The following is a 23,890-nucleotide window of genomic DNA, read 5'->3' as shown; positions in this document are numbered from 1 at the left end:
CGGCAGCCTTGCATGGGATCGGCGTAAGCGCTAAAGCGCCAACAGCTTTGCATGGGACCGAACTAAGCGCTAAAGCGCCAAGTTCGGTCGACAACCGATCGACAGCTTTGCATGAGGACAGCGATGCTTGAACTTGTTTCGTCACATGCTTGCCTCGGCGGTGAGCAGCGCTTTTACCGGCATGACTCGAAGACGATCGGCCTGCCGATGAAGTTCTCGGTGTACCTGCCGCCGCAGGCGGCGCACGGCCGCGTGCCGGCGCTGTTCTATCTGGCGGGCCTGACCTGTACCGAGGAAACCTTCGCGATCAAGGCGGGCGCGCAGCAGTACGCGGCGCAGCACGGCCTCGCGCTCGTCGCGCCCGACACGAGCCCGCGCGGCGCGGGCGTGCCGGGCGAGACCGACGCGTGGGATTTCGGCGTCGGCGCGGGCTTCTACGTCGACGCGATCGAGGCGCCATGGTCGACGCATTACCGGATGTATTCGTACGTGACTGACGAGTTGCGCACGACGGTGTCCGCCGAGCTGCCGATCGACGGCGCGCGGCTCGGCATCTTCGGGCATTCGATGGGCGGGCACGGCGCGCTCGTGCTCGCACTGCGCAATCCGGACGTGTTCCGCTCGGTGTCGGCGTTCGCGCCGATCGCCGCGCCGATGCGCTGCCCGTGGGGCGAGAAGGCGTTTTCCGGGTATCTGGGCGCCGACCGCGCAACGTGGAAGCGCTATGACGCGAGCGAGCTGGTGGCGCGCGCGGATGCGCGGAAGTTCGCGGAAGGCATCCTGATCGATCAGGGGCTCGCGGATCAGTTCCTGACGACGCAGTTGAATCCCGAGGTGTTCGAGGTGGCGTGCGAAGCGGCCGGGCAGCCGCTGACGCTGCGCCGGCATCTACGCTACGACCACGGGTATTACTTCATCCAGTCGTTCATCGAGGACCACGTCGCGCATCATGCGCGGGTGCTGGCGGGATAACGCACCGGATTGCCGCGCCGCTCGTATCGCCGGGCGGCGCGGCTAGCTTCGCAGCTTTCCCGCCAGACTCGTCCCATACACCGCCGCCGACAACGCGGTAATCCAGAAACTCGTCGGCCAGTCCGTGTAATAGGCGAGCACGATGCCGAGCCACGCCTCGCCGAGCGCGAACAGCGCCGCGAGCGCGACGCCCGCGCCGAGCCGCGTCGTCACGTTCTGCGCGGCCGCAGCCGGGCCCACCAGCAGCGTGAACACGAGCAGCACCCCGACGATCTGCGTGCAGGCCGCGACCGCGAGCGCGCACACGGCGAGGAACAGCATCGACACGGCGCGCAGCGACACGCCCTTCGCCTCGGCCAGCTCCGGCTGCAGCGACGCGAACAGCAGCGGACGCGCCATCGTCGCGAGCGCGGCGAGACTCACCGCGCCGATCGCGGCGAGCGTGACGAGCGTCGCGTGGCTCACGGCCAGCACGTTGCCGAACAGCAGCGCCGTCACCTGCGTCGCGAACGACGTGTAGAAATGCAGGAACAACAGGCCGCAGCCGAGCGCGCCCGACAGGATCACGCCGATCGCGACGTCGCGCCCCGCGAGCCGCTCGCCGAGCGCCCCCATGCCGATGCCCGCCGCGAGCGTGAAGCCGACCATCCCCCAGATCGGCGAGATGCCGAGCAGCACGGCCCCCGTCGCGCCGGTGAAGCCGACGTGCGACAGCGCGTGGCCGGCGAAGGTCTGCCCGCGCAGCACCAGGAAATAGCCGACGATGCCCGCGAGCACCGCGACGATCCCGGACGCCGCGAAGGCGTTGATCATGAAGTCGTATTCAAACATCGTGTGCGTGTCCGCTGTCGTGAGGATGCGCGTGGCCGTGGTGGTGATGGCCGTGGCCGCCGCCATGCGCGTGATCGTCGTCGCCTTCGTGCTCGTGGTCGTGTTTCTCGACTTCCACGTCGCCCGACATCACGAAGATCCGGCCGTTGACGCGCATCACGTCGATCGGCGAGCCATACAGGCGCGACAGCACCGGCTTCGTGATCACCTCGTCGACGGTGCCGAGCGCCGCGACCCCGTTGCCGAGATACAGTACGCGGTCGAGCGCGTTGAGCAGCGGATTCAGCTCGTGCGCGGAGAACAGCACGGTGATGCCGAGCTCGCGCTGCACGCGGCGCACCAGTTCGACGACGCCGCGCTGGTGGCTCGGATCGAGGCTGATGAGCGGCTCGTCGAGCAGCAGCAGCTTCGGGCTGCCGAGCAGGCACTGCGCGAGCAGCAGGCGCTGCCGTTCGCCGCCCGACAATTCCGACAGCGGCCGGCGCGCGAGCGCCGTGCCGCCGACCAGATCCAGCACGCGGTCGACGTCGCGGCGCGTCGCGTCGCTGGCGTGCGGCAGCCCCCAGCGATGCCCGTCGGCCGCCATCGCGACGAAGTCGTAGCCGCGCACGCGCCGGCCCGCGAGCGCGCTGCGGATCTGCGGCATGTAGCCGATCGACGGGTTGCCCCGCGCGACCGGCTCGCCGGCGACACGCAGCGAGCCGCCCGCGGTCGGCACGAGGCCGAGGATCGCGCGCATCAGCGTGGTCTTGCCCGCGCCGTTCGGCCCGAGCACGCCGACGAATTCGCCCTGCTCGATCGCGAAGGTGACGTCGCGCAGGATCGTGCGCCCGCCCAGTTCGAGCGTGACGTGATCGAGCGCGAGCGCGTGAGACGCGGCGTTCATGGCTTGCCTGCCGACAGCGCGTTGCCGAGCGCGTCGACCTCGCCGAGCATCCATTGCTGGAAGGTCTTGCCGGCCGGCTGCGTCTCGGTGACGCTCACGGCAGGCACGCCCGCGTCGCGCGCGATCTTCAGCATGCGCTTCGTCATCGGCGCCTCGGCCTGGCTGTTGTAGATCAGCACGCGCACCTGCTTATTCCGCAGGTCGTTCTCGAATGCGGCGACGTCCTGTGCGCTTGCCTCGGTGTTGTTCATCGTCGCGAGCTGGAAGCGCTGGTTGCGCATGTCGAGACCGATCGCGGCGGCCAGATAGCCGGCGACCGGCTCGGTCGCGGTCACCGATGCGCCCTTGTAGCGTGCGCGCAGCGCGGCGACCTTGTCGTCGATCGGCTTCAGCGATGCGATGAACCTGCCGAGGTTCGCGTCGTATTCGCCCTTGTGCGCGGGGTCGGCGCGGCCCAGCTCGGCGGCGATCGCGCGTGCGGCGGCGGGCATCGTCTCCGGGTCGTACCAGAGGTGCGGGTTGTCGCCCGCGCGCTTGCCGACGAGATCGGCGGCGACGATCGTCGCGCGCCCGGCCTGCTTCGACGCCGCGAGCAGCTTGCCCATCCACGGATCGTAATCGGCGCCGTTGTAGATCACGACCTTCGCCTGCTGCAATGCGCGCGCGGTTTTCGGGCTGGCCTCGAACAGGTGCGGGTCCTGGTCGGGATTGCTGAGGATGCTCGTCACCGCGACGCGGCCGCCGCCGATCTGGGCGGCGACGTCGCCGTAGAAATTCTCGGCGGCGACGACGTTGACGGGCGCGGCCTGGACGAATGCCGGCGCGGCGAGCGACAGCGCGGCGAGGCCGGCGGCAAGCCAGCGGAACGGACGCGACAGGGCGCGCATCGGGGCGAGGGTCATGAATGTCCTTGTGTGGATGGGGCGGCGCGGCGGCCGCGCGGCAGCGTCAGCCCCGTGCGGGCCGGGTCTTGCAGTGTCCGCACAGGCCGCTCAGCTCGACGACCTGATGGTGGACCTCGAAGCCATGCGCAGGCGGGCTCGCGGACAGCTGCTTCGCCAGCTCTCCGCCGGGAATCTCGACGGTTTCGCCGCACGATTCGCAGATCAGGAACTGGCCTTCATGCGGCTGGCCGATCTCGCAGCACGCGAAAAACGCGTTCTTCGACTCGATCCGGTGGATGAGGCCGTGCTCGACGAGGAAATCCAGCGCGCGATAGACGGTCGTGGGCGGCACCCGGCCGCGCTGCGGCTCGAGTTCGGCGAGCAGGTCGTAAGCGCCGATCGGGCGCTGCGCGGCGAGCACGCGCTCGTAGACCTGCCGGCGCAGCGGCGTCCATGCGAGGCCGTGCTCGGCGGCGAACGCGTCGGCGCGGGACAGGCGGTCGGCGATTGACGATGAGGTAGCCATGGCGCAATGCGGTGGAGCGAACGAGTCGTGATGATATAACGTATCGTTCGCGTGCGCACGTCCCCGTGCGCCGTGGCGGCCCGCCCGCCGCCGGGACGGCGTACGGGCGGACGATGGCGGCTTACAGGGTCGTGCGCACGTGCCAGAGCTCGGGGAACAGCACGACGTCGAGCATCTTGCGCAGGTACGGCGCGCCGCTCGTGCCGCCGGTGCCCTGCTTGAAGCCGATGATCCGCTCGACGGTGGTCATGTGCCGGAAGCGCCACTGGCGGAATGCGTCCTCGAGATCGACCAGTTCCTCGGCCATCTCGTACAGCTCCCAGTGCTGCTGCGGGTGGCGGTACACCTCGAGCCACGCGGCTTCGACCGATTCGTCGTGCTGCGTCGGCTGCGTCCAGTCGCGTTCGAGCCGCGCCGGCGCGATCGGGAAGCCGCGCCGCGCCAGAAGGCGAATCACCTCGTCGTACAGCGACGGCGCCTCGAGCGTCGCACGCACCTGCGCGAGGAGGTCCGGGCGATGCGCGTGCGGGTGCAACATCTGCGGATTCTTGTTGCCGAGCATGAATTCGAGCTGGCGATACTGATACGACTGGAAGCCCGACGACTGGCCGAGGTACGGCCGCATCGCCGAGTATTCGGACGGCGTCATCGTCGCGAGCACGTTCCACGCCTGCACGAGCTGCTCGAAGATGCGCGACACGCGCGCGAGCATCTTGAACGCGGGCGGCAGCGCGTCGCGATGGACCGCGTCGAGCGCGGCGTGCAGTTCGAACAGCGCGAGCTTCATCCACAGCTCGCTCGTCTGATGCTGGATGATGAACAGCATCTCGTTGTGATCCGGCGACAGCGGATGCTGCGCGTTCAGGATCGTGTTCAGCGACAGGTAGTCGCCGTAGCTCATCGATTTCGAGAAATCGAGCTGCGCGTCGTGCCAGGCGGCGGTTTCGCCGGCTTCGCCCGGCACGTGCGACGCTTCGTGCTGCGCACGCGTGCCCGAGAACGGACAGCCTGCCGGCGCGTCGTCGCCGGGGGGCTGCATATGACCAGAATTCACGACTTGTCTCCCAGAAATGAATGGCGCTTTGTCCGGCGCGCGTGCCGCGCGCCGGCACGGACGATCAGGTCACCGCGGACCGGCTGGCGAACTCGGGCGCTCGCCACGCACCGCTGTCGAGGATGTCGCGCAGCGTCTCGACGGCGTCCCACGCGTCGACGTAGCGGGTATAGAGCGGCGTGAAGCCGAAGCGCAGCACGTGCGGCTCGCGGTAGTCGCCGATCACGCCGCGCGCGATCAGCGCCTGCATCACTTCGTAGCCGTGCGGATGCTCGAAGCTCGCCTGCGAGCCGCGCTGGTGATGCGCGCGCGGCGTGACGAGCTTCAGCGCGTGGCCTTCGCAGCGCGACTCGACGAGCGCGATGAACGCATCGGTCAGCGCGAGCGACTTGCGGCGGATCGCGGGCATGTCGGTCTGCAGGAACACGTCGAGGCCGCATTCGACCATCGACATCGACACGATCGGCTGGGTGCCGCACAGGAAGCGCGCGATGCCGGGATCGGGGGCGAACCCGGGCTGCATCGCGAACGGCGCGCGATGGCCCCACCAGCCCGACAGCGGCTGCGCGAAGCGCGCGTGGTGGCGTGCCGGCACCCAGACGAACGCGGGCGAGCCGGGGCCGCCGTTCAGGTACTTGTAGGTGCAGCCGACCGCGCCGTCCGCATGCGCGCCGTTCAGGTCGACCGGCACCGCGCCTGCCGAGTGCGCGAGATCCCACAGCATCAGCGCGCCGGCCTGCTGGACGAGTTGCGTGACGGCCGCCATGTCGTGCATGTAGCCGGTGCGGTAGTTCACGTGCGTGATCATCGCGACGGCGGTGTCCTCGCCGATCGCGCCGGGCAGGTCGGCCGGGTCGTCGATCAGGCGCAGTTCGTAGTCGCCGCCGAGCTGCTCGATCAGGCCCTGCGCGATGTACAGGTCGGTCGGGAAGTTCGAGCGCTCCGACACGATCACGCGGCGCGCCGGCGCGTGCCGCGCCTGGTGGCGCAGCATCGCCGACAGGAGCTTGAACAGGTTGATCGAGATCGTATCGGTGACGACGATCTCGTCCTGAGCGCTGCCGATCAGCGGCGCGAGCTTGTTGCCGAGGCGGCGCGGCAGCGCGAACCAGCCGGCCGTGTTCCAGCTGCGGATCAGGCCTTCGCCCCATTCGGCGCCGATCACGGCTTGCGCGCGGGCGGCGGACGCGCGCGGCTGCGCGCCGAGCGAATTGCCGTCGAGGTAGATCACGCCTTCGGGCAGCGCGAACTGTTCGCGCAGCGGGGCGAGCGGGTCGTCGCGATCGAGTGCGAGCGCGTCTTCACGGGTCTTGATCATGATGAGCGGGGTGGGTCAGTGAGTCAGAGGGGGGCGGCGGGCAGCGCGCGCAGCACCGCGCGCACCGGGCTTGCATCGAGCGTCGTGAGCTTGAGCGGCAGCGCAATCAGCTCGTAGTCGCCCGCCGGCACGTCGTCGAGCACGATGCCTTCGAGGATCGCCATCTCGTGCGCACGGATGCGGCGGTGCGCGTCCATCGTCTTCGAGTCCTGCGGGTCGAGCGACGGCGTGTCGATGCCGATCAGCCGCACGCCGTGCGCGGCGAGCAGATCGACGGTGTCCGGCGCGACCGCGCAGAAATGCGGGTCCCATTGCGCGACGCTGGCCTGCTCGCAGGTGCGCAGCAGCACGCGCGGCGGGATGCCGTCGAGCGCGCCCGACAGGTGTTCGGGCCGCACGACGGGCGATGCGCCGATGCACGGGATCACGCGGCACGGGCCGAGATAGGTGTCGAGCGGCACCGCGCCGATCGGCGCGCCGTCGACGTCGTAATGGAGCGGCGCATCGGTGTGCGCGCCGGTATGGGGCGACAGCGTCAGCCGCGCGACGTTGACGGGCGAGCCGGCCTCGATGCGCCACACGCGTTCGACCGAAACCGGCGTGTCGCCCGGCCACACGGGGGTGGCGGGATCGACCGGCGGCGAGATGTCCCAGAGCTTGTCCATGCTGTTGCGAAACGGTGAATCGATGCTTCGCATGATAGGTGGACGCTCGCAGAAAGTGCTTGCGAAATAGACATGGACAAACGGCCGAATTGACAGATAATTCGAATCAGAGGGAAAACGGAGACCAGAAATGCATGCGATTACGCTCGATGCCACCGACTGCCGGATTCTCGCCGTCCTGCAGGAGGAGGGCCGTATCAGCAACTTGGATCTGGCTGAACGAATTTCACTGTCGCCGTCGGCGTGTCTGCGGCGGATGCGGCTACTGGAAGAGCAGGGGGTGATCGAACACTACCGCGCCTGCCTGAGCCGCGAGAAGCTTGGGTTCGAGCTGGAGGCGTTCGTGCAGGTGTCGATGCGCAACGAGCAGACGCAATGGCACGAGCGCTTCGCCGAGGCGCTGCGCGAATGGCCGGAGGTGGTCGGCGCGTTCGTGGTGACGGGCGAGAGCCACTACCTGCTGCGGGTGCTCGCGCACAACCTCAAGCACTATTCAGATTTCGTGCTGAACCGTCTTTACAAGGCGCCGGGCGTGATGGACATCCGTTCGAACATCGTGCTGCAGACGCTGAAGGACGAGGCGGGCGCGCCGGTGGCACTGGCGCGCACGGGGGCGATCAAAGTGATGTGAGGCTGTGGAAGCCGCCGCCGTGGAACACGAGCGGGGCGACGCCGGCGGCGTCAGGATGCACGCCGCAGCGCTCGACTTCGCCGACGAAGATCACGTGGTCGCCTTCGTCGTAGCGGCTGCGGTTGTGGCACTCGAACCACGCGAGCGCGCCGTCGAGCACCGGCATGCCGGAGTCGCCGGCCGCGTGCGCGATTCCTTCGAAGCGATCGCCCTTGTAGGTCGCGAAGCGCTTGCACAGATCGAGTTGCGACGCCGCCAGCACGTTGATCACGTAATGGCTGTTGCCGCGGAACACCGGCGTCGACGCCGATTTGTGCGCGAGGCTCCACAACACGAGCGGCGGGTTCAGCGATACCGAGTTGAACGAGCTGGCGGTGATGCCGATCAGTTGTCCGGACGGCGCGCGCGTCGTGATGACGGTCACGCCGGTCGCGAACTGGCCGAGCGCGTCCCGGAACGCGGCGGAATCGAAGTTCGGCGGGCTGGCGCGGGTCATCGGGCGGCCATCCGGGGCGAAACGTGCGGCAGGCGCGCGCGGCGGGCGCAACGGACGGGGCGGGCGGAGCGGACGAGAGGCGGCAAGGCGGTCATCTGTAAATGGGGCGAATGGTCCCGATTTTAGCGGAATCGCGCCGGCCGGGCCGATCCCCGGCGCGGCGGCGTTCGCGCAGGGCGTGCGGCGCGCCGCACGATGGCTTTGTTGCACAAAAGACGTCCAGGACGGCATAGCCCCCACCCCAGACCGATTTATGCCATAGCCACGGTCTGCGGCCGTCCGAGTTGGGTGAAGCAGTTGAGCAGGGCTACACGCACATGCAGCTCCGCCACCTGACGCTCAAACGTCCTGGCCATCACGCGCTCGCCCAGACGCTTAAAGCAGTACATCCTGGTCTCTACCAGGCTGCGCCGGTGGTAGCCACTCCACTTCTTCCATATCGTTCGACCCAGGCATTGGCATGCGCGCAGGGCTTCGTTGCGCGATGCCGCCCCCGCTTCCGTGCTCTTCCACGCCCGCGCATGCTTGCGCGGTGGAATGAGGGCGTGTGCGTTACGCCGGGCGATGGCCGCATGACACGCTTTTGTATCGTAGGCACCATCACCGCCCACACTGGCAATGGGCTCATCCTCTGGAATTTGACTGAGCAGTTCGGGCAGCATGGGCGCATCGCCGATGCGGTTATCGGTAACCTCGATGGCGCGGATTTCCAGCGTCTGGGCATCGATACCCAGGCGCAGCAAGCTTTCCACCATCCCCAGGCTCTGGCGCAGTGCCAGACCAAACAGGCATTTGAGGCTCAGGCAAAACTGGATGGCAGTGTCCGAGAACTTCCTCGGACGCCCTCGCTTGCCGCTGGCCGGGGCGGACCACTGCAGGTCCTTGTTCAGCCAAACGGTCAATGACCCGCGAGTCTTGAGCGCGGCGTTGTACGCCGCCCAGTTCGTCGTCTTGTACTTGCCACGAGGGCGCTTGCTTTCACTCATCCCGCAAGCCTACCCCCTGCAGCAGGGTTTTGTGCAACAAAGCCACTTCCGAAGCTGCGAGTCATCCGATGGGAACAATTGCAATCTGTCGAAGGCGAGCTTCGTCATTACGCCCAGGGTCAGCTAACCTGATGTCGATACCGGTTTTCAACGGGGCAGCGTTCGAGGTTACACGCCTTTTCGTCACACAGCCGGCAATTCCGGATGGAAGTCAACGCGTCAGCCGACATTTGGTCAAGAAGCTGTTCGCAGATCGCTGTCAAAGCAATTTGCGTGGCTTCAGGCAACCGCTCAGTCAGGGCTCCGATTGCCTTTCGACGCGCATCGAGGACGACGTTCGCTAGATCCTTCCCGGCCGGGGTGAGCGACAAAAACACTGCACGCCGGTCGGCACCTGAGTTTCGTTCGACGTAGCCGCCCTCATCTAACCGATCGACCAGCCGCACCACCGTGGAGTGGGCGAGCGCAAGCTGCTTCGCCAGTACGTCGATGGTTACGGCAGGGCGCTGGCTTAAAAGCACCAGAGCAAACACTGCGGTCTCGCTTTGCTCCGTGGCGGACGAGATCGCCCCCCGCAGCCGATCCATAAGCGCCAGCGAAACCGCGCCAAGCATGTTGTCGAGTCGTTGCTTTTCCATAAAGGCTGAATTAACATGTGTATGTACGACGCACATATATTGCGCCGCCCAAATTTACCGCAGAACTACCTAGGCGTCAGGGTAGTTCCGGGGTTGCCTAAGCGGAGAGTTTGATGATCTCGCGACTCGCGATTTCCCCCGCCCTCCCTAGGGTACCTCAGAGCGCCTGCCGTTCTATGTGTTCTGGTGCGCCACCGCTTGCTCCCTAACTAGCTTAGCAAAGCTTTCACTTCTTGCGCACTGTCCGGACCGGACGGTGGGGAGGCGTATTGCCTTTTGCCACGCAACCTGGAGAACCTATGCAACTGTTTGAGCTGATCGACGCTGCACCGTGCCAGGAAGGCAAACACGCTTCGTATGGACCGGACATTGATGAGGCTAACCGCCATCTGTTTTCGACGACGGACAAGGCCAAAAGGAAGGAGATTCTCTTTACGTGGGCGAGGAAATTTCAGCCGTGTATTCTAGGCCGGCTCGGTTCGTCGAAAAAGCGGGGGATTCAGATCTCTGTCGTTATCGTCGATGAACAAGATATTGCGAGGGGCGATGAGTATCTCAAGCAGTATCTGCGGCAACGCCGGCGCGACTGGAAAAACGAGTGTGCGCGAGGTGAAAGCGAGGCGGTGCTCTATTTTTTGTGCGTCGAGAAGCTGAGCCGTATTCCGCCGTCCAGTCATCTTCTGGAAATTTTCACCCGATTTTCGGATCTGATTTTTCACGAGTTTGGACCAATTCAGCCAGACGTTATTTACACCGAGGCCGCCCCGCTGAAAGTCGGAGAGAAGCTCTACCTCTTCAAGGCCGGCATCAACTTCTTCCACACCACGGCCCACCTTACATCGAACCACGACCGGCGCATTCCGGGCGGCGCGGTGGTCTCTGCCAATGCAGTCGGGCACTACGCCAACAACCTGGTAACCAGGGGCGTGTTCAAGGACGTCGACGAAGCCGTCGAGGATATTCGTCGGCTTGCGTGGCAATCAATCGGTAACGGTGGCGTCAGTGTGTCAGACGAAGCCACGACGAGCTGGCACAACATCGACCCGAAGAATACGTGTCCGTTCGGACAGCGCCCGTCGACGGTCCCCGAGAACTTCTCGATTGCAAACTACACCGCGCGTTACCACACTGACATCCTGATTCCGCAGTACCTGACGGAGGTACCAACCACACTTGGCGATCCGACCGTCGAGGATTGGAGGTGGCTGACGATCGAGTACTTCACGGCGCGCCAGTACGAACTCGGCTCAATCGATTTCGGAATGTTCCATGGATATCCGGTGGACAACGAGGCGATCTACTTCAATCCGTTCCCGCCAATTCGTGCGGTCAATTCGCCGGAGCTTATCTACTGATGACCATGATCATGCGAAGGAAGGAACGTAAGGGCATCGCGTTGACGGTACTGGCGACGCTCTGTTGGGGCGGCGGCATGGTTCTGAGCAAGCACAGCCTTCGTACCGCTGACGCGGCAACGCTGTTTGCGATCCAGCTTCTCGCTGCATGGGGATGCGTTCTTCTTCTTGTCGTGCTCGGCAGAAAGCTATCGACAAGAGAGCTGAAGCATGGCTGGCTCGGCGTCTTGGAGCCCGGTGTGGCGTTCTACCTCGTCCTGATTGGACTGGGCAGGACAAGCGCAATCAACGCCACTATCCTTCAGGCGATGGAGGGGCTGATGATCATCGGACTGGCGTTTCTCATTTTCCGGGACCGGGTCTCATCCAGAGTACTCATCTGGGGGGCGTTGGCCACACTTGGTGCGGTGCTTGTGACGACGAAGGAAAGTATTTTCTCCGGAATATCGATAAATTCTGGCGATGGATTGGTCTTGCTGGGAACACTTTTCGCAGCTGCATACGTCACGTTGTCGTCGCGAATCATCGTTGGAGATAGCAGCCCTGAGGCGCTTCTTTTCTGGCAGTTGAGCTTCTGCATGCTGCTTGTGTGGGGTTATCTGGTGGTAACTGGCGGTCTTTCATTCGAACGAGCACAGTTCAACGTCTATTCGCTCTCGTCCGGCGCACTGTCGTACGGCTTGTCGTTCTACTTCTATCTACTGGGGATGCGGTACATCCCAACAAGTCTGTCAGCCATCCTGCTGTGCCTGACACCCATATTCGGTGTGTCAATGTCCGTGTTGTTTCTCTTTGAAACGATCAATATTCAGAATTTCATTGGCTTCCTGATGATCCTCACCTCTTCAATCGCGGTGACGCTCAGTTCCCGCGCACACGATGCTGACCCGGTAAAAGTCTGATCTGCCGGCCATCAAACCCTTTCATGAACACCTTGACGACGGTATCTGCTTCCAGCCCCATTTCCTGCTTTTCCGATGGCGAGAGATAGCGAGTGGGGATACTCGTATTCTGGATCGTCTTAAGGAACGACAGAATGTTCGCACGGTTGCGTCGCTGCAGTTCGGTGTCGTCGGGGCGCGTCAGCACGCATTGCTCGATGTATTGCTGACAGAAGTGACCGAAGCTGTAGTCGGTAGTGCGCGACTCCTGCGTCTGCTCAGCCAGCTTTTTGACCCGTTCTTCTTCGGTGATCTTGAAGATGATCTCCTTCCCCTTTTTCGCCTTGCTGAGGGCGAGGAATTCTGTGGCTTCATCGAAGTCATCGAAATAGCGGTCCGCCTTGAAATCCTTCCGAACGATCCGCACACGATACTTCTCGACCTCCTGTCCGTCTGCGTTTGTATACTCGACTGTCTGGATGTCGCGAATCTTGGGGGAAGCCATAAATTCCAATCATCCTATGGGCGAATTGATGGGCAAATTTCACCATGATTTGCCCATCATGGGTGAATTTTTGGCCTTTCTAATTTTACGTAACACGTTGATTTAATGATGATTGATATGGTTGATATTGCAACGTTGGGCGGCGGATGTTTCTGGTGCCAGGAGGCGGTCTTTCTGGACGTCGACGGCGTGACGGCCGTCGAATCCGGCTACGCGGGCGGCCATACGCGCGAACCCGGCTACCACGACGTGTGCGATGGCGGCACCGGCCACGCCGAGGTCGTGCAGGTGACGTTCGACCCGGCGCGCATCGGCTACCGCGAGATCCTCGAGATCTTCTTCGCGACGCACGACCCGACCCAGCTCGATCGGCAGGGCAACGACGTCGGCACGCAATACCGGTCGGTCGTGTTCACCCATTCTGACGCGCAGCGCGACATCGCGCTCGACGTGATCCGCGCGCTCGAGGCCGAGCGCCTCTACGCGAGCCCGATCGTCACGCAGGTCGAGCCGCTGAACGGCAACTACTGGCCGGCCGAGGCGTATCACCAGAATTACTACGCACGCAATCCGGGGCAGGGCTATTGCGCGGTCGTGATCGGGCCGAAGCTCGCGAAATTCCGCCAGAAGTTCGCGCACCGCCTCAAGTCGCGCGGCGCGTGACGCGCGGCGGGCTCACGCCGCGTTGTCGTCCGGCTGCGCGCACGCGGCGGCAATCTCGCGCGCGAGCGCGATGCACGACAGCGGCGCGGAGCCTTCGGCCTTGTTGTTGATCGTGATGAACACCGGCTGGCCGGCCAGCGCGTAGCGCGCGGCCAGCTCGGCGAGCGCCGCGCGCGTGTGCGGGTCCTCGTCGACCAGGCGGTCGAACGGCTCGTACTTCGCCTTCGCCTGTTCGTACTTGAAGCCGCCGTGCAGGCTCCAGCGCACAATCAGCGGGCCGGGGGCGTCGCCGTCGAGCAGCGCGAGCGCGGCCGCCTGCCGCAACGGCTCGGGCATCCGCGCGTGCAGGCCGACGCAGTAGCGCGTGCCCGCGGCGGCCAGCGCGCGGATGAAGCGGGGCGTGAGCAGGCAAGCGTCGCGGATCTCGACCGCGTAGCGCGGGCCGTCCGGCCCGGGCGGCAGCGGCGGCAGCGCCGCGAGGAACGCGCCCAGCCGGTCGGTCAGCGCGGCGGGGTCGGCAAGCAGCGCGTCGAGCATCGGTGAAAACTGGAACACCAGCACGCCGGCCTTGATGCCGAGCCCGTCCAGGCATGGCCGCACGAACGTGTCGGTGGCGAGCTGCGCGTCGAGGAACGTCGGGTTCGGCCCGGACGGCTCGCCGCGCCGGCCGCGCACGACCGCATCCGTGACCGACGCCGGCGCCTTCACGACGAAGCGGAAGTCGTCCGGCACCTGCTGTGCATAGCGCAGGTAGTCGGCCACCGACAGCGGCGCGTAGAACGAGCGGTCGAGGCTGACGCTCCTCAGCAGCGGATGCGTGGCGTAGGCGGCGAGCCCGTCGCGCGACAGTGCCGGCTGCGCGTATTCGCCGTCGTAGACGATGCCGTCCCAGCCGGGGAAGAACCATGACGACGTGCCGAGCCGCAGGTTCGGCGGGAGCCCCGCCGCGGCTGCGGCGACGTCGGGCGCGACCGGCGCGGGCGCCACACTGCGGCGGCGCCTGGTGCGAGCGGGCGGCGGCGCGGGGTCGTCCCACAGCGTGCCGTTCGATTGCGCATCGGCGGGCGGCGGCGCGACGCGGGCCGCGCGGTGGGCGTGATGGGAATGTCCGTCCGATGGCGCGCGGTGCTCGCGCGCGCGTTGCGCCGGCTGCGGCGCATGCGCGGATTGCGCCGATGGCGGCGGCTGGAGCGGGGCGTCCGGCCCACCGGATGCGCTGGTCGCGTCATCCGGCGCCGCGCCGAACAGATCGAATTGGGCGTCTGAGCGTGCGCTGTGCGTCTCGCCGCGTTGCCGCCCGGGCGGCGCATTGCGCCGCGTCCTGCCGTTACCCATCTCTGCCGTGCTCGAGGCGCCGCCTAGCGCGGCAGCGCGTGTTCGTACATGTAGCGCCGCGACCACGACAGCGTCGTCGCGCTGCGCCCGGCCTTGCGGCACACGATCTGATAGATCGACACGTCGTCGTGCTCGAACGCAAATGCGCAGCCGGCCAGATACACGCGCCAGATGCGGAATTTTTCGTCGTCGACGAGCTTTCTGGCCGCTTCGGCGGTCGCCTCGAAGTTTTCGGTCCAGATGTCGAGCGTGCGCGCATAGTGCCGCCGCAGGCTTTCGACGTCAACCGCCTCGAGCCCGCCGCGCTGCGCGGCTTCGAGCGCGAGGCTGATGTGCGGCAGCTCGCCGTCCGGGAACACGTAACGGTCGATGAACTCGCCGCCGCCGAGTGCCGTCTCGCCGCTTTCCGCGTCGGTCGACGTGATGCCGTGGTTCAACGCGACGCCGTTGTCGGCGAGCAGCTCGCGGATGCGCGCGAAATAGAGCGGCAGGTTCTTGCGGCCGACGTGCTCGAACATCCCGACGCTCGTGATGCGGTCGAACTGGCCCTGCACGTCGCGGTAGTCCTGCAGCCGGATCTCGATCTGGTCCTGCAGGCCGGCCGCCCTCACGCGCTCGGTCGCGAGGTCGAACTGGTTCTGCGACAGCGTCACGCCGACGCAGCGCGCGCCGAATTTTCCCGCGGCGCGCAGCACGAGCGCGCCCCAGCCGCAGCCGATGTCGAGCAGGCGCTGGCCCGGCTCGAGCTGGATCTTGGTCAGGATGTGGTCGATCTTCTTGACCTGCGCGGTGGCGAGGTCTTCGTCGCCGCGTTCGAAGTACGCGCACGAATAGACCATGTTCTCGTCGAGCCAGAGCCGGTAGAAGTCGTTCGAGACGTCGTAGTGGTACTGGATCGCCTTCTTGTCCGAGCTCTTCGTGTGCGTGAAGTAGCGCCGCACGCGGGCGAGCTTGCCCGCGCTCGTCATCGTGCTGCGCGCAAGCGAGTAGCTGACGTTGATGATGTCCGAGAGCTTGCCCTCGATGTCGATCTTGCCCTTCACGTATGCCTCGCCGAGATTGTCGAGGCTCGGTTCGAGCAGCAGCGGCAGCGCGGCCGCCGTGTTGACCTTCAGCGTCACCTGTGGCGCCGCGAACGTGCCGAAATCGAGTTGATCGCCGTTCCACAACACGAGCCGTGCCGGCACGTTCGCTTTTGCCCGCACGTCGTTCACCCACTGTGCCAGTTTCTTTTCCCAGAACATTTGGAGTCTCCGTCGTTCGTTGAAACGAATACAGCCAGGATTCCTGACCGGCGCCCGCTTGCGAGGCGGGCGCCCGGATGCAACACGAAATGCGTATGGCGCGCGGGGTGGAACGGAACGGCGGCGATCAGGGCGAGAGCCGGGAGATCGTCCAGCCGTGCGGCGCGGTGTCGTCGCGCGTATAGAGCAGCCTGTCGTGCAGCCGCGACGGGCGGCCCTGCCAGAATTCGAGCGAGTCGGGCACGAGGCGGTAACCGCCCCAGTGCGGCGGGCGCGGCGGGTTGTCGCCGAACCGCGCGCTGACGTCCTTTTCGCGCGCCTCGAGCGTCGCGCGGCTGTCGATCACCGTGCTCTGCTCGGACGCCCACGCGCCGATCCGCGAGCCGAGCGGGCGCGACGCGAAATAGCGGTCGCTTTCCTCGTCGGTCGTTTTCTCGATGTGGCCCTCGATACGTACCTGGCGCTCCAGCTCGATCCAGTAGAAGAGCAGCGCGGCGTGCGGATTCGCGTCGAGATCGCGACCCTTGCGGCTTTCGTAGTTCGTGAAGAACACGAAGCCGCGGTCGTCGACGGCCTTGATCAGCACGATGCGCGCGGACGGACGGCCGTCGTCGCCGACGGTCGCGAGCGTCATCGTGTTCGGTTCGGGCAGCTTGGCGGCGAGCGCCTCCTTGAACCAGCGGTCGAACTGGGCGAAGGGGGACGGGGCGGCCTCGGCTTCGTCGAGCGAAGCGCGGGAGTAGTTGATGCGGAGATCGGCAAGTGTCGTCATGTTATGCGAACGCTTCAATCTGGATTGAGTATAGCGAAGGAGGAAGAATCGTGTGTGGCATCGGTGCGTGAGGCGGGCGGCGATCAGGCAGAATAGAGGGCTGTACGACTTTCGTTTTTCTTGCCGCCATGTCCGCCACCGACGCTACCTCGATGAGTCCCGATCTTACTCCGAGCCCATCGAATCAGTTTGACGTGGATCGCGCCCGGCGTTTCGGCGGCATCGCCCGCCTGTACGGGGCGCCCGCGCTTGCCGCGTTCGAGCGCGCGCGCGTCGCGGTGGTCGGGATCGGCGGCGTCGGCTCGTGGACGGCGGAGGCGCTCGCGCGCAGCGCGGTGGGCGAGCTGACGCTGATCGACCTCGACAATGTTGCCGAAAGCAACACGAACCGGCAGATCCACGCGCACGACGGCAATTACGGCAAGCCGAAGGTCGATGCGATGGCCGAGCGCATCGCGCTCATCGATCCCGCCTGCCGCGTGAACCGGGTCGAGGATTTCGCGGAACCGGACAATTTCGACGCACTGTTCGGCGGCGGCTTCGACTACGTGATCGACGCGATCGACAGCGTACGCACCAAGGTCGCGCTGATCGCCTGGTGCGTCGAGCACGGCCAGCCGCTCGTCACGGTGGGCGGCGCGGGCGGCCAGCTCGATCCGACGCGCATCCGAATCGACGATCTCGCGCTGACGATCCAGGATCCGCTGCTGTCGAAGGTACGCGCGCAGCTGCGCAAGCTGCACGGCTTTCCGCGCGGGCCGAAGGCGCGCTTCAAGGTCGCCGCGGTCTACTCGGACGAGCCGCTGATCTACCCGGAAGCGGCCGCCTGCGATATCGAGGACGGCGAGGAGCCGTCCGCCGCCGCGCACGTCGCCGGCCTCAACTGCGCCGGCTTCGGCTCGAGCGTGTGCGTGACGGCGAGCTTCGGCTTCGCGGCCGCCGCGCATGCGCTGCGGGCGATCGCGGCGCGCGCGGCCGGCTGATCGCCGCCACGCGCATCCCGGGCCTGCCCGCGTCAATACACGCCAATGGCGGCGCTGCGAACGTGCGCCGCCGGTCGTCCCCGACGGAGGCTTCCTCCGGGCGCCGCGCCGGTCAGTGAAGCGCCATGCCAAGCTTGCGCCGCCAGGCGGACACCAGCTCCGGGCGGTCGCCGGCCAGTTCGAACACCGAGATCATCGTCTTGCGGCCGAGGTCGTCGCCGAACGCGCGGTCGCGCTTGACGATCTCCAGCAGCTGCTCGAGCGCCCCTTCGTAAGCGCGCCGCGCGATCAGGCTCTGCGCGAGGTCGAAGCGCGCGTCGAGGTCGGCGGGATTGTCGGCGATGCGCGCCTCGAGCGCGTCCGTCGGCGGCAGGTCGGCGGTCGCGTCGAGCGCCTCGAAACGGGTCACGATCGCCTGGTAGCGCGGATCGCCGCTTTGCGTCGTCTGCGCAGACAGGCGCGCCGCCTCGTCGCGCGCGGCGTCGACGTGGTTGTGCGCGAGCAGCAGCTCGATCAGGTCGAGCCGGGCCATGTCGTAGCCGGGGTTCAGCGCGAGCGCGGCCTGCAGGTGTTCGAGCGCGTCGTCGACGCGCGCCTGCTCCAGCGCGAACTGCGCGGCGCGCCGCTCGGCTTCCTCGGGCGCGGGCAGCAGCCGGTCGAGGAACGCGCGCAACTGGCCTTCGGGCAGCACGCCGACGAACTGGTCGACCGGGCGCCCGTCGGCAAACGCGATCACGTGCGGAATGCTGCGCGTCTGGAAGTGGGCGGCCAGCTCCTGGTTCTCGTCGACGTTGACCTTGACGAGCTTCCAGCGGCCCGCGTAATCGCTTTCGAGCTTCTCCAGCAACGGGCCGAGCGTCTTGCAGGGGCCGCACCACGGCGCCCAGAAGTCGACCAGCACGGGCAGGTCCAGTGACGCCTCGATGACGTCTTTCTCGAAAGTGGCAAGCGTGGTGTCCATGGCGTTCTCTTGGGTTCGAATGTCGTCAGGATGGGGACGGATCGTCGTTTTTCAACGCGGCTTGCGTTCGGGCAGCGGCACCCATTCGGTTTCGCCGGGCACCTGGCCCATTTCCTGCAGCGTCCACGCCTGTTTGGCGCGCTCGATCGCGTCGCGGCTGCTCGCGACGAAGTTCCATTCGATGAAGCGTTCGCCGTCGAGCGTCGCGCCGCCGAGCAGCATCGCGCGCGCGCCGGTTTCGCTCGCCAGCGTGACCGCGACGCCGGGCGCGAGCACCGCCATCTGCGTCGCGTCGAGCGGTGTGCCGTCGATCGACAGCGTGCCTTCGACCAGATAGACCGCGCGCTCCTCGTGCTCCGCGTCGAGCACGAGGCGGCTGCCGGCCGCGAATTCGGCGGCGACGTACAGCGTGCGCGAGAAGGTCGTGACGGGCGAGCGCAGCCCGAACGCATCGCCGGCGATCACGGTCAGCGATACGCCGCCTTCGGTCAGCTTCGGCAACGTGGCCGCGGCGTGGTGCTCGAACGACGGCGCGTCGGTCTCGTGCGCGAGCGGCAGCGCGACCCAGGTCTGGATGCCGTGGACGGTGTGGCCGCGCTCGCGCAGCGCGGCCGGGGTGCGCTCGGAATGGACGATGCCGCGCCCGGCCGTCATCCAGTTGACGTCGCCGGGCACGATCTCCTGCAGCGAGCCGAGGCTGTCGCGGTGCAGGATCGCGCCCTCGAACAGATAGGTGACGGTGGCGAGCCCGATGTGCGGGTGCGGGCGCACGTCGAGGCCGGTGCCGGCGGGCAGCGCAGCCGGCCCCATGTGATCGAAGAAGATGAACGGACCGACGAGGCGGGCCGCCATCGCGGGCAGCGTGCGGCGGACCTGGAGGTTGCCGATGTCGCGCAGGTGCGGCTTCAGCAGGGCTTTGATGGCGACGGACATCGCGAGTCTCCTGTCGGATGCGGGGCGGCTGAATGCGGCCAGGGTGCGGCTCATTGTACTGGCGCCGGTGCCGCGTCGCGCGCCGGGATTCCATGCCGCCCGCGCGGATTTCTGAAACGCCCGCCATTCCCCGGTAGACTGCCCGATCTCGAGACAACGAACCAGGGAGACGAAGATGGCCCCGAAGGACTTGCTGCTGGCGCTGGTGGTGATCCTCGCGTGGGGCGTGAACTTCGTCGTGATCAAGGTTGGCCTGCACGGCATGCCGCCGATGCTGCTCGGCGCGTTGCGCTTCATCCTCGCGGCGGTCCCGGCCGTGTTCTTCGTGCGCCGTCCGCGGATCTCCTGGCGGCTTCTGGTGCTGTACGGGGCGACGATCCAGCTCGGCCAGTTCGTTTTCCTGTTTACCGGGATGTACGTCGGGATGCCGGCGGGGCTCGCGTCGCTCGTGCTGCAGTCGCAGGCGTTCTTCACGCTGGTGTTCGCGATGGCGTTTCTCGGCGAGCGGCTGCGCGTGCAGAACCTCGTCGGCCTCGCGATCGCCGCGACCGGGCTCGTCGTGATCGCGGCGCAGGGCGGGCGCGCGATGACGCTGGCCGGCTTCCTGCTCACCCTCTGCGCGGCCGCGATGTGGGCGCTCGGCAACATCCTGACGAAGAAGGTCGGTCAGGCCGATCTGGTGTCGCTCGTCGTGTGGGCGAGCCTCGTGCCGCCGGTGCCGTTCCTGCTGCTGTCGCTGTGGTTCGAAGGGCCGCAGCGCATCGCGAGCGCGCTCGGCGCGCTGACGGGCGCGTCGGTGTTCGCGGTCGTCTATCTCGCGTTCGTCGCGACGCTGCTCGGCTACGGCCTGTGGAGCCGCCTGCTGTCACGCTATCCGGCCGCGCAGGTCGCGCAGTTTTCGCTGCTGGTGCCGATCGTCGGGCTGGCGTCGTCGTCGCTGCTGCTCGACGAGCATCTGACGCGCGCGCAACTGGCCGGCGCGGCGCTCGTGATGGGCGGGCTTGCCGTCAACATACTCGGCGGCAGGCTGATGCGGCGCTTCGCATCGGCGTCGTGATCCCGATCCGCGCGGCGATGCGCGGATCGGGGCCGCCGCGCGTCACGCCATGCGGTTCTTCGCGAGCGGCGGGTTCGCCGAGAAATAGCGCTTGATGCCGCGGAAGATCGCGTCGGCCATCTGGTCGCGATAGCTGTCGTCGTTGAGCTTGCGCTCCTCCTCCGGGTTGCTGATGAACGCCGTCTCGACGAGGATCGACGGGATGTCGGGCGCTTTCAGCACCGCGAACCCGGCCTGCTCGACCGAGCCCTTGTGCAGCTTGTTGATGCCGCCTACTTCCTTCAGCACGTAGTCGCCGTAGCGCAGCGAATCGCGGATCTGCGCGGTGGTCGACATGTCGAACAGCGCGCGCGTGACCGCGGCGTCCTGCGTCTTGATGTTGATGCCGCCGATCAGGTCCGACGCGTTTTCCTTGTTCGCGAGCCAGCGGGCCGCGACACTCGACGCGCCGTGATCCGACAGCGCGAACACCGACGAACCGCGCGCCTCCGGCGTCGTGAACGCGTCCGCGTGGATCGACACGAACAGGTCGGCGCCGACCCGGCGTGCCTTCTGCACGCGCACGTTGAGCGGCACGAAGAAGTCGGCGTCGCGCGTCATCATCGCGCGCATGTTCGGCGCGGCGTCGATCTTCGCGCGCAGCCGCTTCGCGATGTCGAGCGCGACGTGTTTTTCGTAGGTGCCGCCGCCGCCGATCGCGCCGGGGTCCTCGCCGCCGTGGCCCGGGTCGATCGCGACCGTCAGCAGGCGCACGGTGCCGCCCTTGCCGGGCTTCGGCGCGGTGAATGCGTAGGTGTCGCCGTCTTCGCCGTCGTCCTTGCGCGCGACGACGGGCGGCAGCTTGACCGCGGGCTTCGCGGCCGTGGCGGGCGGATTGCCGGCCGCCGCAGGCTTGCGCGGCGCGGGCGCGTTCTGCGCGAAGCGCTGGAAGAACGCGTCGCTGTTGTCCGCGCCCGCGGCGCCCGGCACGGGTGGCGCGGCCGGGCCGGCGAGCGCCGTCGGCGGCTGCACCTGCTGCGCGCGCGTCGCTTCGTTGAACTGCTGCTCCTTGCGCTCCGTCTGCGTGATCAGCTCCGTCAGCGGATCGGGCGCGACGGCCGGATACAGGTCGAACACGAGCCGGTAACGGTAGGTGCCGACGGGCGGCAGCGTGAACACCTGCGGCTTCACCGAGCCCTTCAGGTCGAACACCATCCGCACGACGTGCGGCTGATACTGGCCGACGCGCACCGACTGGATCTGCGGATCGTTCGGCGCGATCTTCGACACGAGATCGCGCAGCGCCTGATCGAGATCGAGCCCGTTCAGGTCGACGACGAGCCGATCGGGCCCTTGCAGCAGCTGTTGATTGTTCTGCAGCGGCTGGTCCGATTCGATCGTCACGCGCGTGTAATCGCGCGCCGGCCACACGCGCACGCCGAGCACCGACGTCGCGCGTGCGAGCCGCGGCACCGCGAGGCCGAGCACCAGCGTCGACGCGCCCGCGCACAGGATCTGCCGGCGCCGCCAGTTATGCGTCGCGGTGGCCGCCGATTCGATCGAGCGGAACGGTTTGATCAACATCTTTCGAGACATGCCTTTCCTGATGCGCTGTACGCGCGGGCGGTGAGGGCGCGGCCGTCGCCGTCCACGTCGAGCGAGAAGACGAGATCCGGCACGCCGAGCAGCGTGCCCGCCTGTTGCGGCCATTCGACGAGGCAGATCGCGCTCGAATTGAAATACTCGCGAAAGCCGGCATCGGCCCACTCGGCCGGATCGTTGAAACGGTACAGATCGAAGTGATAGACCTCGAGTTCCCCGTCGCTGCGTTCGAGCGCGTACGGCTCGACGAGCGTGTAGGTCGGGCTGCGCACGCGGCCGCGGTGGCCGAGGCCGCGCAGGATCGCGCGCACGAGCGTGGTCTTGCCCGCGCCCAGGTCGCCGACGAGCTGGATCTGCAAGCCGTTGAACGCGCGCTCGCGGGCCAGCGCGGCGCGTGCCGCGTCGAGCGCATGCGCGAAGCGTTCGCCGAACGCATCGGTCGCCGTTTCGTCGGCGAGCGCGATCACGCGTTCCGCGAGCGGTGCGGGCAGCGTGGGAACGTGGCGAGAAGGAGTGGGCGTGGCTGGCATTCTCGTAAAATAGTGCGATGAACCGATTACCGGAAATCGCCGTTACCGACACGCCTTCGACACAACGCGAAGGCATGGCGCCGTGCGTCCTCGACGATGCGGCGCTGGCGGCGCTCGCGGCGCGCATCAAGGCGTGGGGGCGCGAATTGGGTTTCGGGGCGATCGGCATCAGCGACACCGATCTCTCGGATGCCGAAGCGGGGCTCGCCGCCTGGCTGGAAGCCGGATGCCACGGCGAGATGGATTATATGGCGAAACATGGGGTGAAACGCGCGCGCCCGGCCGAACTTGTGGCCGGTACGCGACGCGTGATCTCGGCGCGGCTCGCCTATCTGCCGGGCGAAACGCTCGCGGCCGGCGCACCTGCGGATGGCGTGCCACAGCCCGACTGGCGCGCGCTGGAGCGCGCCCGGCTCGACGATCCGCAGGCGGCGGTCGTGTCGATCTACGCGCGCGGCCGCGATTATCACAAGGTGTTGCGAAACCGCCTGCAGACCCTCGCCGAGCGCATCGAGCGCGAGATCGGCGCATTCGGCTACCGCGTGTTCACCGATTCCGCGCCGGTGCTCGAAGTCGAGCTCGCGCAGAAGGCGGGCGTCGGCTGGCGCGGCAAGCACACGCTGCTGCTGCAGCGCGATGCGGGTTCGCTGTTCTTCCTCGGCGAGATCTACGTCGACATTCCGCTGCCGACCGATGCGCAGACCGCGCCCGGCGCGGCGCCGGAGACGCCGGGCGCGCACTGCGGCAGCTGCACGCGCTGCATCGCCGCGTGCCCGACGGGCGCGATCGTCGCGCCGTACCGCGTCGATGCGCGGCGCTGCATCTCGTATCTGACGATCGAGCTGAAAGGCAGCATCCCGGAGCCGCTGCGCCCGATGATCGGTAACCGTGTGTACGGCTGCGACGACTGCCAGCTCGTCTGTCCGTGGAACAAGTTCGCGCAGGCCGCACCGGTGGCCGACTTCGACGTGCGGCACGGGCTGGACCGCGCGACGCTCGTCGAGCTGTTCGGCTGGAGCGCGCAGGAATTCGACGAGCGGATGCAGGGCAGCGCGATCCGCCGCATCGGCTACGCGTGCTGGCTGCGGAACCTGGCGGTCGGCCTCGGCAACGCGCTGCGTGCGCCGGCCGGGCAGCTCGCGCCGGATGCGCGCGACGCGATCGTCGCGGCGCTGCGCGCGCGCGCCGACGACGCGTCGCCGC

26 protein-coding genes are annotated in these 23,890 nt (G+C 67.0%); 8 read left to right on the top strand and 18 right to left on the bottom strand.

The window, feature by feature from the left end:
- Nucleotides 1-111 precede the first annotated feature (111 nt).
- Nucleotides 112-972, top strand: a complete 861-nt coding sequence (fghA, locus tag LIG30_RS11000; protein ID WP_152986066.1) for an S-formylglutathione hydrolase — start codon at nucleotides 112-114, stop codon at nucleotides 970-972.
- Nucleotides 973-1,014: 42 nt separating this feature from the next.
- Here the strand turns inward: fghA and LIG30_RS10995 are convergent, their stop codons facing one another.
- From LIG30_RS10995 to kynB, 7 genes are all read right to left on the bottom strand, one after another.
- Nucleotides 1,015-1,803 carry a metal ABC transporter permease gene (locus LIG30_RS10995; RefSeq protein ID WP_038712055.1) on the bottom strand — a complete coding sequence of 263 codons (789 nt, stop codon included), beginning with the start codon at nucleotides 1,801-1,803 and terminating at the stop codon, nucleotides 1,015-1,017.
- On the bottom strand, nucleotides 1,796-2,689 hold the full coding sequence (locus LIG30_RS10990; RefSeq protein ID WP_038712054.1) for an ABC transporter ATP-binding protein: 894 nt from the start codon (nucleotides 2,687-2,689) through the stop codon (nucleotides 1,796-1,798). The genes LIG30_RS10995 and LIG30_RS10990 overlap by 8 nt, the downstream gene beginning before the upstream one ends.
- Complete coding sequence (locus tag LIG30_RS10985; protein WP_038712052.1) at nucleotides 2,686-3,591, bottom strand: metal ABC transporter solute-binding protein; 906 nt, start codon at nucleotides 3,589-3,591, stop codon at nucleotides 2,686-2,688. Before LIG30_RS10985 ends, LIG30_RS10990 begins: the two co-directional genes overlap by 4 nt.
- Before the next feature lie 46 nt (nucleotides 3,592-3,637).
- Nucleotides 3,638-4,099, bottom strand: coding sequence for a Fur family transcriptional regulator (locus tag LIG30_RS10980; RefSeq protein ID WP_038712050.1), 462 nt, complete (start codon nucleotides 4,097-4,099; stop codon nucleotides 3,638-3,640).
- Nucleotides 4,100-4,220: 121 nt separating this feature from the next.
- Complete coding sequence (gene kynA / locus LIG30_RS10975) at nucleotides 4,221-5,138, bottom strand: tryptophan 2,3-dioxygenase (RefSeq protein ID WP_038712049.1); 918 nt, start codon at nucleotides 5,136-5,138, stop codon at nucleotides 4,221-4,223.
- A gap of 79 nt (nucleotides 5,139-5,217) precedes the next feature.
- Nucleotides 5,218-6,471, bottom strand: coding sequence for a kynureninase (gene kynU, locus LIG30_RS10970; RefSeq protein ID WP_038712048.1), 1,254 nt, complete (start codon nucleotides 6,469-6,471; stop codon nucleotides 5,218-5,220).
- Between the two features lie 23 nt (nucleotides 6,472-6,494).
- A complete protein-coding gene (kynB, locus tag LIG30_RS10965; RefSeq protein ID WP_038712046.1) occupies nucleotides 6,495-7,136 on the bottom strand; it encodes an arylformamidase in 642 nt (213 codons plus the stop codon).
- A 130-nt stretch (nucleotides 7,137-7,266) separates the two neighbouring features.
- On the opposite strand from kynB, the gene LIG30_RS10960 reads away from it, so the two are divergent.
- Nucleotides 7,267-7,767 carry an Lrp/AsnC family transcriptional regulator gene (locus LIG30_RS10960; protein ID WP_038712045.1) on the top strand — a complete coding sequence of 167 codons (501 nt, stop codon included), beginning with the start codon at nucleotides 7,267-7,269 and terminating at the stop codon, nucleotides 7,765-7,767.
- Here the strand turns inward: LIG30_RS10960 and LIG30_RS10955 are convergent.
- The 3 genes from LIG30_RS10955 to LIG30_RS10945 form a co-directional block, all read right to left on the bottom strand.
- Entirely contained in the window at nucleotides 7,754-8,263 is a 510-nt protein-coding gene (locus LIG30_RS10955) for a flavin reductase family protein (RefSeq protein ID WP_038712043.1), read from the bottom strand. The two genes, LIG30_RS10960 and LIG30_RS10955, sit on opposite strands and share 14 nt — an antisense overlap.
- Nucleotides 8,264-8,514: 251 nt before the next feature.
- Nucleotides 8,515-9,249: an IS5 family transposase gene (locus LIG30_RS10950; RefSeq protein ID WP_038712042.1), complete on the bottom strand. Its 735-nt coding sequence runs from the start codon at nucleotides 9,247-9,249 to the stop codon at nucleotides 8,515-8,517.
- Between the two features lie 119 nt (nucleotides 9,250-9,368).
- Nucleotides 9,369-9,887, bottom strand: coding sequence for a MarR family winged helix-turn-helix transcriptional regulator (locus LIG30_RS10945; RefSeq protein WP_051994968.1), 519 nt, complete (start codon nucleotides 9,885-9,887; stop codon nucleotides 9,369-9,371).
- A gap of 299 nt (nucleotides 9,888-10,186) precedes the next feature.
- Between LIG30_RS10945 and LIG30_RS10940 the strand changes: the two genes are divergently transcribed.
- Together LIG30_RS10940 and LIG30_RS10935 are read left to right on the top strand one after the other, a co-directional pair.
- Nucleotides 10,187-11,242, top strand: coding sequence for a hypothetical protein (locus LIG30_RS10940; protein ID WP_038712040.1), 1,056 nt, complete (start codon nucleotides 10,187-10,189; stop codon nucleotides 11,240-11,242).
- Nucleotides 11,242-12,144 carry a DMT family transporter gene (locus tag LIG30_RS10935; protein WP_038712039.1) on the top strand — a complete coding sequence of 301 codons (903 nt, stop codon included), beginning with the start codon at nucleotides 11,242-11,244 and terminating at the stop codon, nucleotides 12,142-12,144. The genes LIG30_RS10940 and LIG30_RS10935 overlap by 1 nt, the downstream gene beginning before the upstream one ends.
- Here LIG30_RS10935 and LIG30_RS10930 read toward each other — a convergent pair.
- Nucleotides 12,104-12,628, bottom strand: coding sequence for a hypothetical protein (locus LIG30_RS10930; protein ID WP_038712038.1), 525 nt, complete (start codon nucleotides 12,626-12,628; stop codon nucleotides 12,104-12,106). The genes LIG30_RS10935 and LIG30_RS10930 overlap by 41 nt on opposite strands.
- Before the next feature lie 108 nt (nucleotides 12,629-12,736).
- Between LIG30_RS10930 and msrA the strand changes: the two genes are divergently transcribed.
- Complete coding sequence (gene msrA, locus LIG30_RS10925; RefSeq protein WP_442856851.1) at nucleotides 12,737-13,291, top strand: peptide-methionine (S)-S-oxide reductase MsrA; 555 nt, start codon at nucleotides 12,737-12,739, stop codon at nucleotides 13,289-13,291.
- A gap of 12 nt (nucleotides 13,292-13,303) precedes the next feature.
- Here msrA and LIG30_RS10920 read toward each other — a convergent pair whose 3' ends face one another.
- The 3 genes from LIG30_RS10920 to pdxH form a co-directional block, all read right to left on the bottom strand.
- A complete protein-coding gene (locus tag LIG30_RS10920) occupies nucleotides 13,304-14,626 on the bottom strand; it encodes a DUF72 domain-containing protein (protein ID WP_038712035.1) in 1,323 nt (440 codons plus the stop codon).
- A 23-nt stretch (nucleotides 14,627-14,649) separates the two neighbouring features.
- A complete protein-coding gene (locus tag LIG30_RS10915; protein ID WP_038712033.1) occupies nucleotides 14,650-15,870 on the bottom strand; it encodes an SAM-dependent methyltransferase in 1,221 nt (406 codons plus the stop codon).
- Nucleotides 15,871-15,997: 127 nt separating this feature from the next.
- Nucleotides 15,998-16,642, bottom strand: a complete 645-nt coding sequence (gene pdxH / locus LIG30_RS10910) for a pyridoxamine 5'-phosphate oxidase (RefSeq protein WP_038712031.1) — start codon at nucleotides 16,640-16,642, stop codon at nucleotides 15,998-16,000.
- A 128-nt stretch (nucleotides 16,643-16,770) separates the two neighbouring features.
- Here pdxH and LIG30_RS10905 point away from each other — a divergent pair, with 128 nt between their 5' ends.
- A complete protein-coding gene (locus LIG30_RS10905) occupies nucleotides 16,771-17,625 on the top strand; it encodes a tRNA threonylcarbamoyladenosine dehydratase (RefSeq protein WP_038712030.1) in 855 nt (284 codons plus the stop codon).
- A gap of 112 nt (nucleotides 17,626-17,737) precedes the next feature.
- Here the strand turns inward: LIG30_RS10905 and trxA are convergent, their stop codons facing one another.
- Entirely contained in the window at nucleotides 17,738-18,586 is an 849-nt protein-coding gene (gene trxA / locus LIG30_RS10900; RefSeq protein ID WP_038712029.1) for a thioredoxin, read from the bottom strand.
- A 51-nt stretch (nucleotides 18,587-18,637) separates the two neighbouring features.
- Entirely contained in the window at nucleotides 18,638-19,519 is an 882-nt protein-coding gene (locus LIG30_RS10895; RefSeq protein WP_038712027.1) for a pirin family protein, read from the bottom strand.
- A gap of 175 nt (nucleotides 19,520-19,694) precedes the next feature.
- On the opposite strand from LIG30_RS10895, the gene LIG30_RS10890 reads away from it, so the two are divergent.
- Nucleotides 19,695-20,576 (top strand): EamA family transporter, encoded by an 882-nt coding sequence (locus tag LIG30_RS10890; RefSeq protein ID WP_038712025.1) that lies wholly within the window; start codon nucleotides 19,695-19,697, stop codon nucleotides 20,574-20,576.
- A 42-nt stretch (nucleotides 20,577-20,618) separates the two neighbouring features.
- Here the strand turns inward: LIG30_RS10890 and LIG30_RS10885 are convergent, their stop codons facing one another.
- Both LIG30_RS10885 and tsaE read right to left on the bottom strand, forming a co-directional pair.
- Complete coding sequence (locus tag LIG30_RS10885) at nucleotides 20,619-22,151, bottom strand: N-acetylmuramoyl-L-alanine amidase (RefSeq protein WP_083493984.1); 1,533 nt, start codon at nucleotides 22,149-22,151, stop codon at nucleotides 20,619-20,621.
- Complete coding sequence (gene tsaE, locus LIG30_RS10880) at nucleotides 22,133-22,687, bottom strand: tRNA (adenosine(37)-N6)-threonylcarbamoyltransferase complex ATPase subunit type 1 TsaE (RefSeq protein WP_038712023.1); 555 nt, start codon at nucleotides 22,685-22,687, stop codon at nucleotides 22,133-22,135. The genes LIG30_RS10885 and tsaE overlap by 19 nt, the downstream gene beginning before the upstream one ends.
- Before the next feature lie 17 nt (nucleotides 22,688-22,704).
- Here tsaE and queG point away from each other — a divergent pair.
- Nucleotides 22,705-23,890: tRNA epoxyqueuosine(34) reductase QueG (gene queG / locus LIG30_RS10875; protein WP_038712082.1), on the top strand; the 1,186-nt coding region annotated here is incomplete at its 3' end.

The sequence above is a fragment of the Burkholderia sp. lig30 genome (assembly GCF_000687455.2).
GTDB lineage: Bacteria > Pseudomonadota > Gammaproteobacteria > Burkholderiales > Burkholderiaceae > Burkholderia.
This window is presented reverse-complemented; position numbering and strand designations above follow the sequence as displayed.

Excerpts from the sequence above, each read along its gene's own strand:
- LIG30_RS10995 (WP_038712055.1), bottom strand. The coding sequence starts at position 1,803 with ATGTTTGAATACGACTTCATGATCAACGCCTTCGCGGCGTCCGGGATC.
- LIG30_RS10985 (WP_038712052.1), bottom strand. The coding sequence starts at position 3,591 with ATGACCCTCGCCCCGATGCGCGCCCTGTCGCGTCCGTTCCGCTGGCTT.
- LIG30_RS10940 (WP_038712040.1), top strand. The coding sequence starts at position 10,187 with ATGCAACTGTTTGAGCTGATCGACGCTGCACCGTGCCAGGAAGGCAAA.
- LIG30_RS10935 (WP_038712039.1), top strand. The coding sequence starts at position 11,242 with ATGACCATGATCATGCGAAGGAAGGAACGTAAGGGCATCGCGTTGACG.
- kynU (WP_038712048.1), bottom strand. The coding sequence starts at position 6,471 with ATGATCAAGACCCGTGAAGACGCGCTCGCACTCGATCGCGACGACCCG.
- LIG30_RS10950 (WP_038712042.1), bottom strand. The coding sequence starts at position 9,249 with ATGAGTGAAAGCAAGCGCCCTCGTGGCAAGTACAAGACGACGAACTGG.
- tsaE (WP_038712023.1), bottom strand. The coding sequence starts at position 22,687 with ATGCCAGCCACGCCCACTCCTTCTCGCCACGTTCCCACGCTGCCCGCA.
- LIG30_RS10930 (WP_038712038.1), bottom strand. The coding sequence starts at position 12,628 with ATGGCTTCCCCCAAGATTCGCGACATCCAGACAGTCGAGTATACAAAC.
- kynB (WP_038712046.1), bottom strand. The coding sequence starts at position 7,136 with ATGGACAAGCTCTGGGACATCTCGCCGCCGGTCGATCCCGCCACCCCC.
- LIG30_RS10980 (WP_038712050.1), bottom strand. The coding sequence starts at position 4,099 with ATGGCTACCTCATCGTCAATCGCCGACCGCCTGTCCCGCGCCGACGCG.
- LIG30_RS10955 (WP_038712043.1), bottom strand. The coding sequence starts at position 8,263 with ATGACCCGCGCCAGCCCGCCGAACTTCGATTCCGCCGCGTTCCGGGAC.
- fghA (WP_152986066.1), top strand. The coding sequence starts at position 112 with ATGAGGACAGCGATGCTTGAACTTGTTTCGTCACATGCTTGCCTCGGC.
- LIG30_RS10920 (WP_038712035.1), bottom strand. The coding sequence starts at position 14,626 with ATGGGTAACGGCAGGACGCGGCGCAATGCGCCGCCCGGGCGGCAACGC.
- LIG30_RS10890 (WP_038712025.1), top strand. The coding sequence starts at position 19,695 with ATGGCCCCGAAGGACTTGCTGCTGGCGCTGGTGGTGATCCTCGCGTGG.
- LIG30_RS10885 (WP_083493984.1), bottom strand. The coding sequence starts at position 22,151 with ATGTCTCGAAAGATGTTGATCAAACCGTTCCGCTCGATCGAATCGGCG.
- LIG30_RS10895 (WP_038712027.1), bottom strand. The coding sequence starts at position 19,519 with ATGTCCGTCGCCATCAAAGCCCTGCTGAAGCCGCACCTGCGCGACATC.
- LIG30_RS10990 (WP_038712054.1), bottom strand. The coding sequence starts at position 2,689 with ATGAACGCCGCGTCTCACGCGCTCGCGCTCGATCACGTCACGCTCGAA.
- pdxH (WP_038712031.1), bottom strand. The coding sequence starts at position 16,642 with ATGACGACACTTGCCGATCTCCGCATCAACTACTCCCGCGCTTCGCTC.
- trxA (WP_038712029.1), bottom strand. The coding sequence starts at position 18,586 with ATGGACACCACGCTTGCCACTTTCGAGAAAGACGTCATCGAGGCGTCA.
- LIG30_RS10905 (WP_038712030.1), top strand. The coding sequence starts at position 16,771 with ATGTCCGCCACCGACGCTACCTCGATGAGTCCCGATCTTACTCCGAGC.
- kynA (WP_038712049.1), bottom strand. The coding sequence starts at position 5,138 with ATGCAGCCCCCCGGCGACGACGCGCCGGCAGGCTGTCCGTTCTCGGGC.
- LIG30_RS10945 (WP_051994968.1), bottom strand. The coding sequence starts at position 9,887 with ATGGAAAAGCAACGACTCGACAACATGCTTGGCGCGGTTTCGCTGGCG.
- LIG30_RS10960 (WP_038712045.1), top strand. The coding sequence starts at position 7,267 with ATGCATGCGATTACGCTCGATGCCACCGACTGCCGGATTCTCGCCGTC.
- LIG30_RS10915 (WP_038712033.1), bottom strand. The coding sequence starts at position 15,870 with ATGTTCTGGGAAAAGAAACTGGCACAGTGGGTGAACGACGTGCGGGCA.
- msrA (WP_442856851.1), top strand. The coding sequence starts at position 12,737 with ATGATTGATATGGTTGATATTGCAACGTTGGGCGGCGGATGTTTCTGG.